Source organism: Enterococcus sp. VV15, from assembly GCF_005236045.1.
Taxonomy (GTDB): Bacteria; Bacillota; Bacilli; order Lactobacillales; family Enterococcaceae; genus Enterococcus_B; species Enterococcus_B durans.
In genome coordinates, this window is record NZ_QPTY01000017.1 from 1 (window position 1) to 15,957 (window position 15,957).

Consider the following 15,957-nt stretch of genomic DNA (forward strand, 5'->3'; position numbering starts at 1 on the left):
GAAAATATATTAAGTTTGATCAATGAGAGACCGGTAAAACATTGTATAGTATTTTACACAGGATTATGGACTTGACTTTAAAGCAATTTGGAAATTATAAGCAAATGACTTTTTTTCGCTTACTAGCTTTCAGCGGGGCTAGAAAATCCGAATTGCTTGCTTTGCAGTGGAAAGATATTGATTTTTCAAATAAATGCGTGATGATTGGTAAAACTCTAGCGCTTGATGAAAATAATAAGATACTCATTCAAACGCCTAAAACATCTTCTAGTAACCGTATAATTAGTTTAGATGATGAAACACTTAAGGTACTATCAAAATGGCGTACAATGCAACGTACAGACTATTTAGCGCTAGGTTTTAATACATCTAGTGATGAACAATATCTTTTTACTAACGAACGCAATGAATTATATTATCCGCAAGTTGTAAATGACTGGTTAAAGTATCTAATAAAAAAATATGATTTGCCACAGATTACACCACATCACTTTAGACATACACATGCTAGTCTATTATTACAAGCTGGCGTACCTGTCAAAGAGGTTAGCGAACGACTAGGGCATAAGGATATAAAAATTACCTTAGAGATTTATTCTCATGTAATGCCAGAAGAAGCAGAAAAAACAGCTAATAAGTTCGCGAATTTTGTAGGATTCTAAAACAAGATACAGACAAAAGCACAGACCTTTAATATTTTTATCAAAACAAAAAAGCTAGAGCCCTTATATATCAAGGGGTCTAGCTCCTATAACAGGGTTAACCTACACTACCTTCCATCTCATAACTGATCAATCGGTTCAGTTCGACTGCGTATTCCATTGGTAGTTCTTTGGTGAATGGTTCGACGAAGCCCATGACGATCATTTCAGTGGCTTCGGCTTCGGTCAAGCCGCGGCTCATTAGATAATAGAGTTGTTCTTCTGAGATTTTTGAGACTTTGGCCTCGTGCTCTAGAGAGACTTGGCTGTTGTGGATCTCGTTGAATGGGATCGTATCAGACTTGGATAGCTCATCCATGATGATCGTATCACATTCGATGTGGGAAATAGAGCCTGGGCTGTTTTTTGCAAAAGTTACTTGTCCACGGTAGTTTACTTCACCGCCGTCTTTTGAGATTGATTTTGAAACGATCGAGCTTGAAGTGTTTGGTGCGTTGTGGATCATTTTCGCTCCTGTGTCTTGGACTTGGTTGGCTCCGGCGAATGCGATTGAAAGCATCGTGCCGCGTGCGCCTTTCCCGTCTAAGTAAACGCTTGGGTATTTCATTGTTGTTTTTGCACCTAAGTTGCCGTCGATCCATTCGACTGTGGCACCTTCATAAGCTTTTGCGCGTTTAGTTACTAGATTGTAGACATTGCTAGACCAGTTTTGGATCGTTGTATACCGGCAATACGCATCTTTTCTAGTAAATATTTCGACGATTGCGGCATGTAGACTATTGCTGGAATAGGTTGGCGCAGTACAGCCTTCGACATAGTGGATGCTGGCGCCTTCATCTACGATAATCAGTGTACGTTCGAATTGTCCTGTGTTTTCTGCATTGATCCTAAAGTAGGTTTGCAATGGGACATCGACTTTCACGCCTTTTGGTACATAGATGAATGTACCACCAGACCAAACGGCTGAATTGAGAGCAGCTAATTTGTTGTCTGTTGGTGGAACAAGTTTTGAAAAATATTCCTTGAATAGTTCTGGATATTCTTTTAAGGCAGAATCTGTATCTGTAAAAATGATCCCTAACTTTTCAAATTCATCTTTCATGTTATGGTAGACGACTTCTGATTCGTATTGGGCAGAAGCGCCGGCTAAGTATGCACGTTCGGCTTCTGGTATACCGATTTTTTCAAAGGTTTCTTTGATTTTATCTGGAACATCTTCCCAGTCACGTGCTGGCTTGTCACTTGGTTTTTGATAATATTTGATGGCATTGAAATCAATGTCTGATAAATCGGGTCCCCAACTTTGCATTGGCATTTTGTTGAATGTTTCTAGTGATTTCAAGCGAAATTCAAGCATCCATTCTGGTTCGCCTTTGATTTTAGACATTTCGCGAACAACTTCTTCTGTTAGTCCTTCTCCTGTACTAAAAACTGGTTCTACATCATCGTGAAAACCAAATTTGTATTCTTCTAATTCTGGTACGCCCATATTCTCACTCCTCTTCCTTATGGTAATGATGGAAGGTTGCAGTACCGTCTTCTTCCATTGCTTTTCCTAAAGCTTTCCAGCCTAAAGTGGCACATTTGATTCTGGCAGGAAATTTAGCGACACCGCTTAGCATTGCTGCATCTCCTAACTTATCTAGATCTGCTACTTCTTTACCTTGGACAAGTTGTAAAAAATCAACGGCTAACTTTTCTGCTTCTTCGACTGACTTCTCGATGACTGCATCTGTCATCATAGATGCACTGGCTGTGCTGATCGAACAGCCGCTGCCATCAAATGCGATATTCTTGATGATTCCATCGTCAACTTCGATCTGCAATTCGATGACATCGCCACAAGTGGGATTGTTCAATTCGATCTTGCTGGTTGATGCGCTCAACGTTCCTCGGTGATGCGGGTGGGAGGAATGATCAAGGATGACTTGGCGGTAAAGATTGTCTAGTTTAGATAGTGCCATGTTGGAAAAACTCCTTTGTTGCGAGAATTGCATCGACTAAACGATCCGCATCTTGTTTTGTATTGTAAAAGTAAAAGCTTGCTCGTGCAGTGGCCGCGACTTGTAGACATTTCAGTAGCGGTTGCGCACAATGGTGACCTGCTCTGACCGCTACTCCTTCCATGTCAAGGGCTGTTGCCACATCATGCGGATGGAGACCGTCAAGATTGAAGGCAATCACACCTGTACGTTTTGCTGGATCTTGTGGACCATAGATCGTTAGCCCTTCGATTTGTTGTAATTTTGGCAACACATAAGCGACTAACTCTTCTTCATAGTGATGAGTGTTCTCCATGCCTATTGCTTTTAAATAATCGATTGCATAGCCTAGAGCAATTGCTCCTGCGATATTGGGTGTCCCTGCTTCAAATTTCCATGGGAGTTCTTTCCAAGTGCTGTCATACAACTCGACAAAATCGATCATTTCTCCGCCAAATTCAACGGGTTCCATTTGTTCGAGCCATTTTCTTTTGCCATACAATACACCGATACCTGTTGGCCCACACATCTTGTGTCCGCTGAAAGCAAAGAAGTCACAATCGATTTGTTGTACGTCAATTGCCATATGTGGTGTAGATTGCGCGCCATCAACTACTAGGATGCCGCCTTGTTCGTGGATCATTTGTGCCAGTTCTTCAACTGGATTGATGACACCAAGGACATTTGAGACATGAGCAATCGATACGATCTTTGTGTTGCTGTTGATCAGTTCTTTGGCTTTTTCCATATCTAAAAAGCCATCTTCCGTCAACTCGATATATTTTAAGCTTGCGCCCGTTTTTTTGGCTAATTGCTGCCAAGGAATAACATTTGAGTGATGTTCCATATAAGAAATCAAGATCTCATCACCTTCATGGATAAACTGTTCACCAAAACTTCGTGCGACCCAATTTAGGCTTGTAGTTGTTCCACGAGTAAATAGCACTTCCGCAGTTTCAGAGGCGTTGATGAAGCTTCGCACTTTTTCTCTTGCGGCTTCATATGAATTCGTGGCACGCTCAGCTAAAGTATGCACTCCACGATGGACATTGGCATTCTCATGTTCATAATAATCTTTCAAGGCGTCTAAAACAGCTTTTGGTTTTTGGGTGGTTGCCGCATTGTCTAAATAAACAAGGGATTCATCATTGACTTCTTGAAAAAGAATGGGAAAATCTTGTCGGATTTTTTCTGCTGAAATCATGCTTTCAACTTCCCTTCGATAACTTCCACTAATTCTTTTCGTACGGCTTCTACTGGAATAGCTGTTAACACTGAACCTAAGAAACCACGAATGACTAAGCGTTCGGCTTCTTCTTTGTGTAGACCGCGACTCATTAGATAATACATTTCTTCTGGATCGACGCGCCCGACACTTGCGGCATGTCCTGCAGTTACTTCATTTTCATCAATCAACAAGATCGGATTGGCATCTCCTCGTGCTTTATCTGAAAGCATCAATACTCGGCTTTCTTGTTGTGCATCTGCACCTTTTGCACCTTTTAAGATATGACCGATTCCATTGAATGTTAAGGCTCCTCTTTCTCTGATCACGCCGTGTTGCAAGATATGGCCAATCGTATGAGGTGCTTTATTGGTTACCCGTGTATCAATCCCTTGTGTTTGTTTTCCGGAACTGATTGCCACGATCTTCACTTCTGCGTGTGCTCCTTCTCCTACTAGATCAGAATCAAAATCTGCGATCACATTGCCATCGTTCATGACACCGATTGCCCAATCAACTGTGGCATCGCGCATGATGTATCCTCGGCGATTCATATAAGAAGTGATTGATTCACCTAATTGATCGACTGCTGAATATTTCACTTTTGCACCAGATTTAGCGATGACTTCAACAACGATATTTCCTGATACTTTTTTCAATTCTTCCCCTGTGGTTTGGAATCGTTCCAAGTAAGAAAATTCACTATGCTCATCGGCTACGATCAGCACATGCTTAAAGTAATGTTGTGCAATGTCGCCAGCTTGGAAAAATAGTGCTTCGATTGGTTCATCGATCACCACATTTTTAGGGACATATAAAAACAATCCGGTATTCATGAATGCCGCGTGCAAAGCTGTCAATTGGTCTTCGTCCATTTTTACAGCTTTTTGCATGTAGTATTCTTTGACCAACTCAGGATGTTCTTGCAGTGCAGTGAACAGATCAGTAAAAATGACGCCTTTTTCAGCTAATTCAGTTGATAATTGTTCAAATGTTGTCCATGTACCTTGTTGGACGAGCACTGGATTATCTTTCATCTCATCAAATACAGCGACGTTGCCTACTTCACTATATTGATCTGCCATGTCTTCGATATCGAATAGTGGCCAACGATGGAATTTTACACGATCAATATGGGGAAGTGGTAGTTCATCGGCTTTAGCTAAGGCCTCTTGGCGAAATTTCGTCATCCATTCAGGTTCGCCTTTGCTTAAAGAAAAATTTGTGACAGCGTCAAGTTGTTCGAGCCATTTCTTCTCTTTCATGTCTGCTCCTCCTTACGCTTCTTCTTCTTTGTAGTCGATTCCTAATTCTCTACTGATTCCCGCATATCCTTCGGCTTCCAGACGTTTCGCAAGATCCGCATTACCAGTCATCACTACTCGGCCTTCCATCATGATATGCACCACATCTGGTGTGATGTAGTTCAATAAGCGTTGATAATGGGTGATGATCAATGCACCAAACTCATTGTTACGCATTTCATTGACACCTTTTGCAACGACTTTCAATGCATCGATATCTAGTCCAGAATCGATTTCATCTAGAATGGCAAAAGTTGGTTCGAGCATCAATAGTTGTAGGATTTCATTTCGTTTCTTTTCCCCACCAGAAAAACCTTCATTTAGATAACGTTCAGCCATTTCTTCTGGCATATTCAAAAGAGCCATTTTTTCATCTAATTTTTTCAAAAATGTCATCACAGACATCTTGTTGTCTTCTTCACGTTTGGTATTGATTGCTGCTCGCATGAATTCGGCATTGGTGATTCCTGGTATCTCACTTGGATATTGCATGGCTAAAAACAGACCTAGTCGTGCACGTTCATCGACTTCCAAGTCTAATATATTTTTCCCATCAAACAAGATTTCGCCTTCTGTTACCTCGTAGTTTGGGTTACCCATGATTGCAGCAGATAACGTTGATTTCCCAGTTCCGTTAGGTCCCATGATTGCGTGGATTTCTCCTGTTTTCATTGTTAAATTGACGCCTTTAAGGATTTCTTTTTCCTCAATCGACACATGTAAATTTTTTATTTCTAAGACAGACATGCCAAATTACCTCCAAATTCTGTTTCGTTCTCACCCATTTTAGACTAATTGAGAATGAATCGCAACGTTATAAGTGCTTAAAATCAAATGTTTTTTCACGCATTATCATTAAATCATGATTTCTAAATAATAATATATATAAAGTGAAATAAAAAAAGAGCAAGATAAAAGTTAAAACTCTCTTTTATCTCACTCTTTGGATGAGTGTGGGACAAAACTAAAAATCAGTTTTGCTACAGACTCTAACTCTGAATAAACGGCGTCCAAAAGTTAGTTTTTTTTTTTTGACCTCATCATTTTTCAACATTTTTATTTTGCGTCTGCATCTACAGGTTTAACAGAACCGCCCCATTTGTCTTCAATCCATTTTTGCACATCTTCACGGTGTAGGACTTCAATCAATTTCTTGATTTTGTCGCTATTTTCGTCCCCTTTACGTGTAGCAATGATATTCACATAAGGTGAATTGTCTTTTTCAAGCAACACTGCATCTTTTAGAGGATTCAAACCGGCACCATAAGCAAAGTTTGCATTGATTGCCACTAGGTCGCCTTCATCATTTTGATACGTTGAAGCTAATAATGATGGATCGATCGTGTGATTGAATTTCAAGTTTTTAGGATTTTCAGAAATATCATCAAATGTCGCTGTTTCCAAATCAACACCGTCTTTGACTTTCACTAAGCCAGCATCTTTGAGGATCGTGATGATTCTTCCCCAGTCAGATTCTGAATTTGAAGTGATCACTGTTGCACCATCTTTTAGTTCAGAGATATCTTTGATTTTCTTTGAGTACAAGCCCATTGGTTCGATGTGGACAGCACCCGCATTGACAAAATCATATCCTTTGTCTTTGATTTCTTTGTTTAAGTAAGGAATATGTTGGAAGTAGTTGGCATCGATATCTCCTTCTTCCAATGATTGGTTCGGTAAGACATAATCATCGAATTTAACGATGTCTAGTTTGATTCCTTCATCTTTTAACAATGGTTTGACATGTTCCAAAATCTCCGCGTGAGGTGTTGGTGAAGCACCGATTTTCAAAGTTGTATCATCTTTTTTACTACTTGATGCTGAGTCCTTCGTGTCGCCACTGTTGCCACAAGCAGCTAATCCCACAGTCAGCAATAATGCTGCTGCAAATCCAAAAATTTTCTTTTTCATATCCTATATCCCCCTATATCTTACTATCTTTTATCTGTTTTCTTCGTTAAGAAATCACCGATTCCTTGAACAATAAAAACAATGACTAATATAATTAAAGTCGCAACAAATGTCACGGTCAGATTACCACGTTGGTAGCCTTCTTGCCAAGCAAGGCCACCTAGTCCACCAGCACCGATTGCACCCGCCATGGCAGTAAACCCAATCATCGAAATCGTTGTAACTGTCAATCCAGAAATTAGTGCAGGTACACTTTCAGGAATCAGAACTTTCCAGATGATTTCCCAATAACTGGCACCCATTGCATCAGCTGCTTCCACTACGCCTGGGCTTACTTCACGAAAAGCAATTTCAACTAAACGTGCGTAAAAAGGAGCTGCTGATAGAACTAGCGCTGGAATTGCTGCTTCAGCTCCCAACATCGTTCCCACGATCGCTTTTGTAAATGGAATGATCAAGACCATCAAGATCATGAACGGCGTTGAACGGAAAATATTACTGATGATTGAAACAATCCCATAAATGATTCGTGCATATGGCTTATTTTTCCGCCCGATAGAGTACAAGATCAAGCCTAAGATCAGCCCGATAATCGTGACTAAGACCATGGAGATCAAAGTCATGTAGAGAGTATCGATAATCGCCTGTTGCATTGTTTCTGGATTGATTTTACTAAAATCTAGGTACGTTTCTGCAAAACTTTTATCCACGGTGGATCACCTCCACCCCAACACCTTGTTCTTTAATAAACAATTCTGCTTGATCCAATTCTTTTTCCTCTCCTGTCATCAGAGTGGTCAAAGAACCAAAAGAGCCTTCTTTTGCTTGTTTGATTTTTCCGTAGACCACATTGATATCTACATTGTATTTACGGATTGCCTGTGAAATCACTGGTTCATTGGCATTCTTTTCATTAAATGTCAAAGTGACTAAGCGTCCTTTAGGGTTTTCTTTGATCAATGTCGCTAACAATTCACTCGAATCTGCTTCAGGTTCGATATCTTGTTGTACAAACCGCTTTGTGACTTCTTGTCTTGGATTCCTAAAGACCGTCAAGACATCGCCTTCTTCAACGACTTTCCCACGTTCCATCACTGCTACTTTATTACAGATTTTACGAATGACGTTCATTTCATGTGTGATCAAGACGATTGTCAAATTCAATTTTTTATTGATCGCTAACAAGAGATCTAGCACTTCTTCTGTCGTCTGTGGATCCAATGCACTAGTTGCTTCATCACAAAGCAGGATTTCTGGGTCATTGGCTAACGCTCTGGCAATCCCGACACGTTGTTTTTGGCCACCAGATAATTGAGAAGGATATGCGTTTCCACGTCCTTCTAAACCAACCAGACCGAGTAATTCTTCCGCACGTGCTTTGCGCTTTGCTTTAGGAACTCCAGCCAATTCTAAAGGAAGCTGAATATTCTCTAACACTGTTCGTGACCATAACAAGTTGAAATGTTGGAAAATCATCCCGATTTTTTTACGAAAACTTCTTAAGTCTTTATTTTTCAATTTAGTGATTTCTTGACCGTTGACGATTACTTCTCCGCTAGTGGGTAGTTCTAATCCATTCAGCAGTCGAACTAACGTACTTTTGCCTGCTCCGGAATAACCGACGATTCCATAAATATCACCTTTTTCAACGTTTAATGAAACATCATCTACTGCTTGGATCGTTCCATTTTTTCCACCGAATGTTTTTTTGACATTCGTTAATTGGATCAATGACATATCGCTCACATCTTCCTTTTATTTTTTACTTAGAAACAAAAAAGCCTTCGTCCCCTTGCTTTAAGCAAAAGGACGAAAGCTTAAACTTCCGTGTTACCACCTTGATTCGCTGCTATTTCACAATAACAACCTTAAACAGTACTTGGATAGAATCTTCAAAAACAGTTCCGTATACCGCTGTGCTTTAACGGGCACTCCCGTAGTAAGTTTGCCATGGCTCACTTACTCTGCTCTAAGACCATCTTCCATCTCATGTTCGTTACCCATTTTCAGCAGACAGGGCTCTCTTCAAACGTCTATGACATGTACTCTTCTTTTCAAAGCTTTATCTATGATTGTTCTGATTATAGCAGTTGTAAAATTACGTGTCAATATTTTACCCAAAGCTTTTTACTATTTTCTGAAAGTTCTTGTTTTATATTTCTTCAAATTCTTTGGGATCGACCTCTTTGAAACTCAAGATCCATGCATTCATTTCATCTTCATCATTCAAGATGTTGATGTCTTCATTGATTTTTTCATTCACAGAAGAAATGGTTCCTGACAACGGACTAGCAAATTCATTGACTGCTTTTTCTGCTTCCACTTCGATCAACGGTTCACCGCTTTTAAAAGTTTGTCCTTCTTTTGGTAAATTCGCAAAAGTGATATCCCCAAGTTCTTCTTGCGCTTCATTCGTTAAGCCAACACAATATTCTTTGCCATTGAACAATATCCAAAGATTATTTTTTTTCTTCAAGTGTTTCCCAGCCATTTTATATCAATACTCCTTCGTATGTTTTTTCATTAAAGCCAATTGCAACGAGTTGTTTGTCTTTGACGATCAACGGACGTTTGATGAGCATTCCATCAGTAGAAAGAACAGCACTAGCTTTTTTTACTGAAAAATCAGCGATTTGATCTTTCAGCCCTAACTCCCGATACTTCATTCCGCTTGTATTGAATAAACGGCGCATCGGTATTTCATTATGGGTGAGCCATTCTTCGATAGTTTCTGCTGATGGTGTATCTGCAATCATATCAACGACTTGATAGTCAATGTGATGTGCATCTAACCAAGCTTTTGCTTTTTTGCAAGTTGAACATTTAGGGTACCAATAAAAACGATACAACTATTATTACCTCCTAGAAGTTTTTGCAGGTGCCTCATTTTGGTATCTCATTGATAAGATCAAACCGATACCGATCATATTTCCTAAAATGGATGATCCCCCTTGGCTGATAAAAGGAAGAGGAATCCCGGTCAATGGTAATAAGCCAATGTTTGCACCAATGTTTTCGAAGACATGGAACAAGAGCATCATGATCAAGCCACTTGCGATATACGCATAAAATTCATTATTCGTATCAAAGCAGACCCGTATCATACGATAAATCAAGATAAAATACAAGAAAATGACAAAGGCGCCGCCAATAAAGCCAAAATTCTCACCAATGACTGTAAAGATCATATCTGACTCACGCACGGGCACATAGATATTACTTACATTGAATCCTTTCCCAAACAAACCACCCGTTCCGATGGCTAATAACCCTTGAGCAGGCTGATAGCTCATGCCCGAGGTATCGTGAAACGGATCAAGCCAGGAATCGATGCGGGCAAACTGATATGATTTAAAGCCTACTTTATAGAGCAATTCTCTTCCGCCGTCTGTAGTAACTAAAAAAATCGTTCCTGCGCCAACAAGAACAGCTAAAGCAATCACAGGCACAATGATTCGCCAAGAAATTCCTGACATGAGGAATATTCCTCCAAAAATAGCTAAAAAGACAAGCATCGTCCCAAAATCATCTTGGGCCATGATCAGTGCTAAAACAGGGAGTGTCACGATCAACATTTTCCCTATCAACCAAAAATCTGATTTTGCTGTCCGTTCTTTTAACTGCGTGTTATGTTTCGTGACGATCAGTGCCATCATCAATATATACGCGATTTTCATCAATTCAGCGGGCTGAAAAGTGAAGGAACCAAAACTAAACCAGTTTTTCGAACCTGTAGACGCTTCTAAATTACGATCATAAAATTTCAATAAGAGCGCCATGACTACTAATCCTAGTCCGTATAGATAGGGAGTCAGTTTCCAGATCCATTTTGAATTCAAATGCATAATCACTATAATAGCAACCGATCCGACTAAGTACCAAAGAACTTGCATGCCTACTCCCTTTATTACTGACGGATTGTTGGGATCATGACTAAGCGCAACGTATAAAGACAGTAAACCAATCAAACATAATAAAAAGACCGGTAAAATCACGCCATAATCGATCCGGTTATCGTTAGAAGCTTTTACTTTTTTTTCCATGTTTCATCCCTTTTCTTAAAAACCATACTGTTCTTTATTATAGCGGTCTCCCTAAATAAAAGAAAGTTAAAGCAAGGACATTTGAGAAATTTTAAACTCTCCCTCATTTAAGCATATCTGTCTCATTTTCAAGTTGTTTCTTTGCAGAAATCTCAAAGAAACGTGTCTTTATTCTCGATGGTCTTTTTCTTTTCTTTGATAGATTTCATTGTAAACAAGTATTTCTTTGGCAATCGACTGGAGAACTTCTGAAACTAGATTGGTTCGCTGAACGAGGTAAAATTTCCGTTTATACTCTACAGATTCAAATTTCACGCCTTCTGGTACCGCGCGTTTCGATAAAATCGATCGGCCAACTCCTTCTTTTAGTAAGGCTGCAATTACCTCATTACTTTTAACGAGCATCTTCTTTCCATGAATATTTTTTTCTTGAAAATAGCGTTGAGTGTAGTGAAAAACACCAGAAGTCGATTCTCTGACTAGCCAAAGTTTACTTTCTGAATCACCAGCAATCACCAATTCATCTTCCATCAAAGAAAACCGCTGTACTCCTGACGTTTCCAAGGGCTTTTCAATAAAACCAAAATCAGCGTCATGCTTCGCAATTTGATCCAACGAGTCATGGGAATTGGCAAAAGCCACAACAAAATTTACTTTTGGGAATTTTGGAATCAGATAACGCAAAATTTTCGGCAACAAATATACTGCAAATGTATGCGAAGCAACGATCCGGCATACTTCTTCTTCATTTTGTTCATCTAATAGTTGCTGTTGTGTTACTTGCCATTCTTCCAACAGGATCAGCGCTCGTTCATAGAGAAGATCGGCTTGTTTTGTTGGTCTCATTTCTTTTCTGCCATTCCTTTCAAAAAGAATGACGCCTAGCTCTCTTTCTAACTGTTTCACTTGGTTTGAAACAGCTGGTTGGGATAAAAACAATAGTTCTGCAGTACGTGAAAAGTTTCTCGTTTCATAAACAACGCGAAAAGTTGTCAATAATTTCAACATAAGCTCACTTCCATAACTTTTTATTATAATTGCTATAATAACTATTTGATTTAAATATAACAGAAAATGATTATAATAGTAAGTGTAAAGCACATCGCTTGAAATTGGAAAGAGGACAGATCCTTTTTCCAATCATTACTCAGGGAGTTTGAACAAACGACCTTGTTCAAGTAGCGATAAGTAAAAAACTCTTAACATATTTGTTTATTTCCCACTGAACAGTTTAAAAAAATTTGTTCGAATTATTATCAACCCTTTCCAATTACTTATCGCTACACCTTGAGTTTTCTTGATACAGTTTCTGGCAAAAAAATTTATAGAAGGAGAATGTAAATGAAGAATTTTTTGAAGATTATTCCAATTCCAATTTGCGGACTGATTCTTGGTTTGGCTTCTTTAGGAAATCTATTCAAAGAATATCATTTGGTTTCATTAGGTAATCTTATCGGTTGTATAAGCATAATCTTGATGGTTTTGATGTTTATTAAATTATTCATTCTATTTGAACATACAAGACAAATGTTACATGACCCAATTATTGGTTCTGTTTCACCAACATTTACTATGGCATTAATGGTCATCTGTACTTACTTCGTTTCATTTACGAGTATCGCTCCTCTCGTGAAGGCGATTTGGCTAAGTGCAGTGGTCTTCCAAATCGTGTTGGTTCTTTATTTTACGTACCATCATGTTGTAAAAGCGGATCTCTCGATTGAAGCCGTTTATCCTAGTTGGTTCATCATTTATGTGGGCTTCGGTGTAATTACTGTAACAGCTGGAAGTTTCTTCCCACTTATCGGTAAGATCTTCTTTTGGGTTTCCCTTGCCTGCTACGTATTTTTACTACCAATCATTATCAAACGTGTCTTTTTTGTTAAAAATATGGCACAGCCAACCTTGCCACTGATCACGATCGTTGCGGCACCTGGATCTCTTTGTTTAACAGGATACTTGAAAAACTTTGAACAGCCAAACCTCTACTTAGTTCTTGGACTGTTTATCCTGTCTCAAATTTTGTATTTTATCGTTCTTTCAATGTTACCGCACCTATTGAAATTACATTTTTACCCAAGTTACGCGGCGTTTACTTTCCCATTAGTGATCTCGGCAACTGCTCTATTCACAGCTGTTCATTACTTTGATTCACAGGGAATGAACACAGGTGTTTTAAACATTTTGAAAGTCATCGAATGTGGGATTGCTACGGTGATGGTTCTTTATGTTCTAGGACATTACCTACTCTTCCTACTAAAGGAACATGGGAAAAATCACCACTTATTCTCTAAAAATATTTAATAGATCTACACAACTTCTGTCTTTTTCAAAAAATGGAAAAGGCAGAAGACTTTTTGCGTTTTGTCAAAAAAACAGAACAATGCTACTATTATCAAGACATCATTTACGCTTCTCTTTTTTTGCGTAACAATCACGAAAGGAATTTATGAAATGAATGTACACTCACCCATTAATCGCTTCAAAGAATTAGACATACAAAAAATCTTACCTGGGTTATTACTCGCACTCTTGGTGGCTATCGCCAGCAAATTGTTGGCAGTGCTAGTCCCTCAACTAGGCGCTGCTACCGTTGCTATCTTGCTGGGTATCCTATTAGGAAATACTTTTTTTAAACAAACATCTCTTGCTGCTGGCACGAAATTTGCTGAAAGTAAGTTATTGGAATGCTCTGTCTTTTTGCTAGGTGCCACCGTCACAGCCCAAACGATTGCCCAGATTGGCATCAAAGGGATCCTGTTCGTTTTGTTGCAGATGAGCGTCACGATCGTAGGCGCTTATTGGATCGGAAAAAAACTACGCTTTAGTGACACTTCTTCTCTGATGATGGCGGGTGGAAATGCTGTTTGTGGCTCTTCAGCGATTGCTTCTATTGCACCAGTTATCCACGCAGAAGAAGAAGAAAAAGGCCAAATCATCACCCTTGTCAACTTACTAGGAACCGTTATGATGTTGACCTTACCCTTTTTAGGTTTGCATCTCTTCGGCGACAACCTGATCGAAAAAAGCGCATTGTTAGGCGGAACACTGCAATCCGTTGGTCAAGTCGTAGCAGGAGCCAGCTTGCTTGATTCTTCAGTCGTCCAATTTGCAATGCTCTTCAAAATATTACGAATCATGATGTTAGTCGTTGTCGTTTATCTATTTGAAAAATTCATGCAGAAAAAAATAGTTGCTACTACTCACGCACCTCATACAAAACAAACGAAAAGAAAGTTGCCCTTACCTTGGTATGTTTTAGGATTTGTCATTTTTTGTTTGATCAATAGCTTGTTTACTCTACCAGCGTTTATTGATCATACTGCCCATTTTATTAGTAACTGGTTTGAGATCACTGCCTTAGCTGCCATCGGTTTACGTTTGGATTTTGCTAAATTCATGAAAGAAGGCCCTCGTTTCTTATCTTACGGCCTATCTGTCGGACTGTTACAAACCATTATGGCATTGTTCTTTATTTGGTTGACACAGTTGTAAAAAAGGTTGTAACAGAAGCGATCGGCTCCGAGAAATAAGAAGGAATTCACGAAAATTGTTCCTCAAATTTTTGTGGAATTTCGGCATATTTTCCGAAGAATCTACTACTGAAACACCGTGGATAAGGTTGTGAAAAGAGCGCTTTGCCCTGAGCGATAAGGATAAAAATCTTGAAATAGCTCCTCATATTTTGAGATTTTTTGAGTTATTGCCGAAGGGTAGCTCTATGAACACCGTTTATTCGAGAAAAGGGGTTGCGACAAGACCTTTTGTCACAATCCCCTTTTAATTTATGCAAAGCGATTACAGTTAATCAACTATTTAAATGATATTCAACCATCAAATGACATTGAAGCCTATTTTTAATAGGAATCAACACCTACTTTGAGAGTAAAAACACGAAGCAACCACATTGTATTACCATGTAATTACATGGTATACTTTCTATAAAAGGAGGACTGCTTTATGACTTCAACAAAAACCAGAAAACAAGGAAATTCGCTTGTCATCACGATTCCTGCAAAGTTAGGAATCAAAGAAGGTGAAGAATTTTTAATCATCAAAAAGGAAAATGGAACGGTTGCTCTCATTCCCAAAGTTGAAGATTTTTTTGAATCCGCCAAAGAAGGTGAATTCTCTCTTCCTGAATTAGCCATCGACTATACGCCTCAGGGGAGCGAACTGAATGAACTATAAACCACGACAGCGAGACATTGTCATTCTTGATTTTGAGCCTTCAAAAGGCTACGAAGTTAGAAAACGGCGTCCTGCGTTAATTTTGAGTAAAGATACTTATAATTCTGCAACGAATTTAATCATTGTTTGTCCAATCACAACAAGTGACAAAGAGCGCCCATTTCTTGTCCCCGTTCAGAGTGATAACCTCAAAACCAACGTCGAAAAAATCAGCAAAGTAAATACGCTTCAAGTATTCTCACTCGACTATACTAAACAAGCCAACCGAAACGTCAAGTATATTGATACCCTTGACGAAGAAGTATTTTTTGATATTGCACAGCGATTTCTAAAAAATTTTTCCTTTCCTATTTAGAGGTTGTGAAAAGAGCGCTTTGGCTTGAGCATTAGCGAAAGACAGCTCTTTGAACACCGTGGGTAAGGTTATGACAGAAGCGGTCAGCTCCGAGCAAGTAAGCTAAAATTTTCTAGAATAGCTCCTCATATTTTGGAAAGTTTTAGCTTACGACTGAGGAGTTGCTTCTGGAATACCGTGCATCAGAGGTTGTGACAGAAGCGATCAGCTCCGAGAAATAAGAAGGAATTCACGAAAATTATTCCTCAAATTTTTGTGGCATTTCGACAAATTTTCCGAAGGAG

Annotated in this window: 17 protein-coding genes and 1 other annotated feature; of the genes, 5 read left to right on the forward strand and 12 right to left on the reverse strand. The window is 39.1% G+C overall.

Features of this window, described 5'->3' with window-relative positions; all coding sequences use genetic code 11:
* Positions 1 to 65: 65 nt before the first annotated feature.
* A complete protein-coding gene (locus DVW83_RS07600; protein ID WP_137239198.1) occupies positions 66 to 662 on the forward strand; it encodes a site-specific integrase in 597 nt (198 codons plus the stop codon).
* A gap of 97 nt (positions 663 to 759) precedes the next feature.
* Here the strand turns inward: DVW83_RS07600 and sufB are convergent, their stop codons facing one another.
* From sufB to DVW83_RS07660, 12 genes are all read right to left on the reverse strand, one after another.
* The gene (gene sufB, locus DVW83_RS07605; protein ID WP_104660664.1) at positions 760 to 2,151 is read right to left on the reverse strand and encodes a Fe-S cluster assembly protein SufB; all 1,392 of its coding nucleotides are present in this window, start codon (positions 2,149 to 2,151) and stop codon (positions 760 to 762) included.
* 4 nt (positions 2,152 to 2,155) lie between these two features.
* On the reverse strand, positions 2,156 to 2,626 hold the full coding sequence (sufU, locus tag DVW83_RS07610; protein WP_104660665.1) for a Fe-S cluster assembly sulfur transfer protein SufU: 471 nt from the start codon (positions 2,624 to 2,626) through the stop codon (positions 2,156 to 2,158).
* On the reverse strand, positions 2,613 to 3,848 hold the full coding sequence (locus DVW83_RS07615; RefSeq protein ID WP_137239200.1) for a cysteine desulfurase: 1,236 nt from the start codon (positions 3,846 to 3,848) through the stop codon (positions 2,613 to 2,615). The genes sufU and DVW83_RS07615 overlap by 14 nt, the downstream gene beginning before the upstream one ends.
* Entirely contained in the window at positions 3,845 to 5,134 is a 1,290-nt protein-coding gene (gene sufD / locus DVW83_RS07620; protein WP_104660667.1) for a Fe-S cluster assembly protein SufD, read from the reverse strand. The genes DVW83_RS07615 and sufD overlap by 4 nt, the downstream gene beginning before the upstream one ends.
* Positions 5,135 to 5,146: 12 nt before the next feature.
* The gene (gene sufC, locus DVW83_RS07625) at positions 5,147 to 5,920 is read right to left on the reverse strand and encodes a Fe-S cluster assembly ATPase SufC (RefSeq protein WP_104660668.1); all 774 of its coding nucleotides are present in this window, start codon (positions 5,918 to 5,920) and stop codon (positions 5,147 to 5,149) included.
* A gap of 309 nt (positions 5,921 to 6,229) precedes the next feature.
* Complete coding sequence (locus tag DVW83_RS07630) at positions 6,230 to 7,084, reverse strand: MetQ/NlpA family ABC transporter substrate-binding protein (protein ID WP_005879211.1); 855 nt, start codon at positions 7,082 to 7,084, stop codon at positions 6,230 to 6,232.
* Positions 7,085 to 7,107: 23 nt separating this feature from the next.
* Positions 7,108 to 7,794, reverse strand: coding sequence for a methionine ABC transporter permease (locus DVW83_RS07635; protein ID WP_081134545.1), 687 nt, complete (start codon positions 7,792 to 7,794; stop codon positions 7,108 to 7,110).
* Positions 7,787 to 8,821 (reverse strand): methionine ABC transporter ATP-binding protein, encoded by a 1,035-nt coding sequence (locus DVW83_RS07640; protein WP_016176964.1) that lies wholly within the window; start codon positions 8,819 to 8,821, stop codon positions 7,787 to 7,789. The genes DVW83_RS07635 and DVW83_RS07640 overlap by 8 nt, the downstream gene beginning before the upstream one ends.
* Before the next feature lie 65 nt (positions 8,822 to 8,886).
* Positions 8,887 to 9,151: a binding site (T-box leader), on the reverse strand.
* 85 nt (positions 9,152 to 9,236) lie between these two features.
* A complete protein-coding gene (locus tag DVW83_RS07645; protein WP_005879218.1) occupies positions 9,237 to 9,575 on the reverse strand; it encodes a glycine cleavage system protein H in 339 nt (112 codons plus the stop codon).
* Position 9,576: 1 nt separating this feature from the next.
* On the reverse strand, positions 9,577 to 9,933 hold the full coding sequence (locus DVW83_RS07650) for an arsenate reductase family protein (RefSeq protein WP_005879220.1): 357 nt from the start codon (positions 9,931 to 9,933) through the stop codon (positions 9,577 to 9,579).
* Between the two features lie 6 nt (positions 9,934 to 9,939).
* Positions 9,940 to 11,127, reverse strand: a complete 1,188-nt coding sequence (locus tag DVW83_RS07655; RefSeq protein WP_104660669.1) for an FtsW/RodA/SpoVE family cell cycle protein — start codon at positions 11,125 to 11,127, stop codon at positions 9,940 to 9,942.
* 168 nt (positions 11,128 to 11,295) lie between these two features.
* Positions 11,296 to 12,135 (reverse strand): LysR family transcriptional regulator, encoded by an 840-nt coding sequence (locus tag DVW83_RS07660; RefSeq protein WP_104660670.1) that lies wholly within the window; start codon positions 12,133 to 12,135, stop codon positions 11,296 to 11,298.
* 333 nt (positions 12,136 to 12,468) lie between these two features.
* On the opposite strand from DVW83_RS07660, the gene DVW83_RS07665 reads away from it, so the two are divergent.
* The 4 genes from DVW83_RS07665 (at position 12,469) to DVW83_RS07680 (ending at position 15,673) form a co-directional block, all read left to right on the forward strand.
* On the forward strand, positions 12,469 to 13,431 hold the full coding sequence (locus tag DVW83_RS07665; protein WP_104660671.1) for a TDT family transporter: 963 nt from the start codon (positions 12,469 to 12,471) through the stop codon (positions 13,429 to 13,431).
* Positions 13,432 to 13,581: 150 nt separating this feature from the next.
* Entirely contained in the window at positions 13,582 to 14,622 is a 1,041-nt protein-coding gene (locus DVW83_RS07670) for a YeiH family protein (RefSeq protein ID WP_104660672.1), read from the forward strand.
* Between the two features lie 465 nt (positions 14,623 to 15,087).
* Positions 15,088 to 15,318: a type II toxin-antitoxin system PemI/MazE family antitoxin gene (mazE, locus tag DVW83_RS07675; protein ID WP_104662144.1), complete on the forward strand. Its 231-nt coding sequence runs from the start codon at positions 15,088 to 15,090 to the stop codon at positions 15,316 to 15,318.
* A complete protein-coding gene (locus DVW83_RS07680) occupies positions 15,308 to 15,673 on the forward strand; it encodes a type II toxin-antitoxin system PemK/MazF family toxin (protein ID WP_104662143.1) in 366 nt (121 codons plus the stop codon). The genes mazE and DVW83_RS07680 overlap by 11 nt, the downstream gene beginning before the upstream one ends.
* Positions 15,674 to 15,957: the final 284 nt, after the last annotated feature.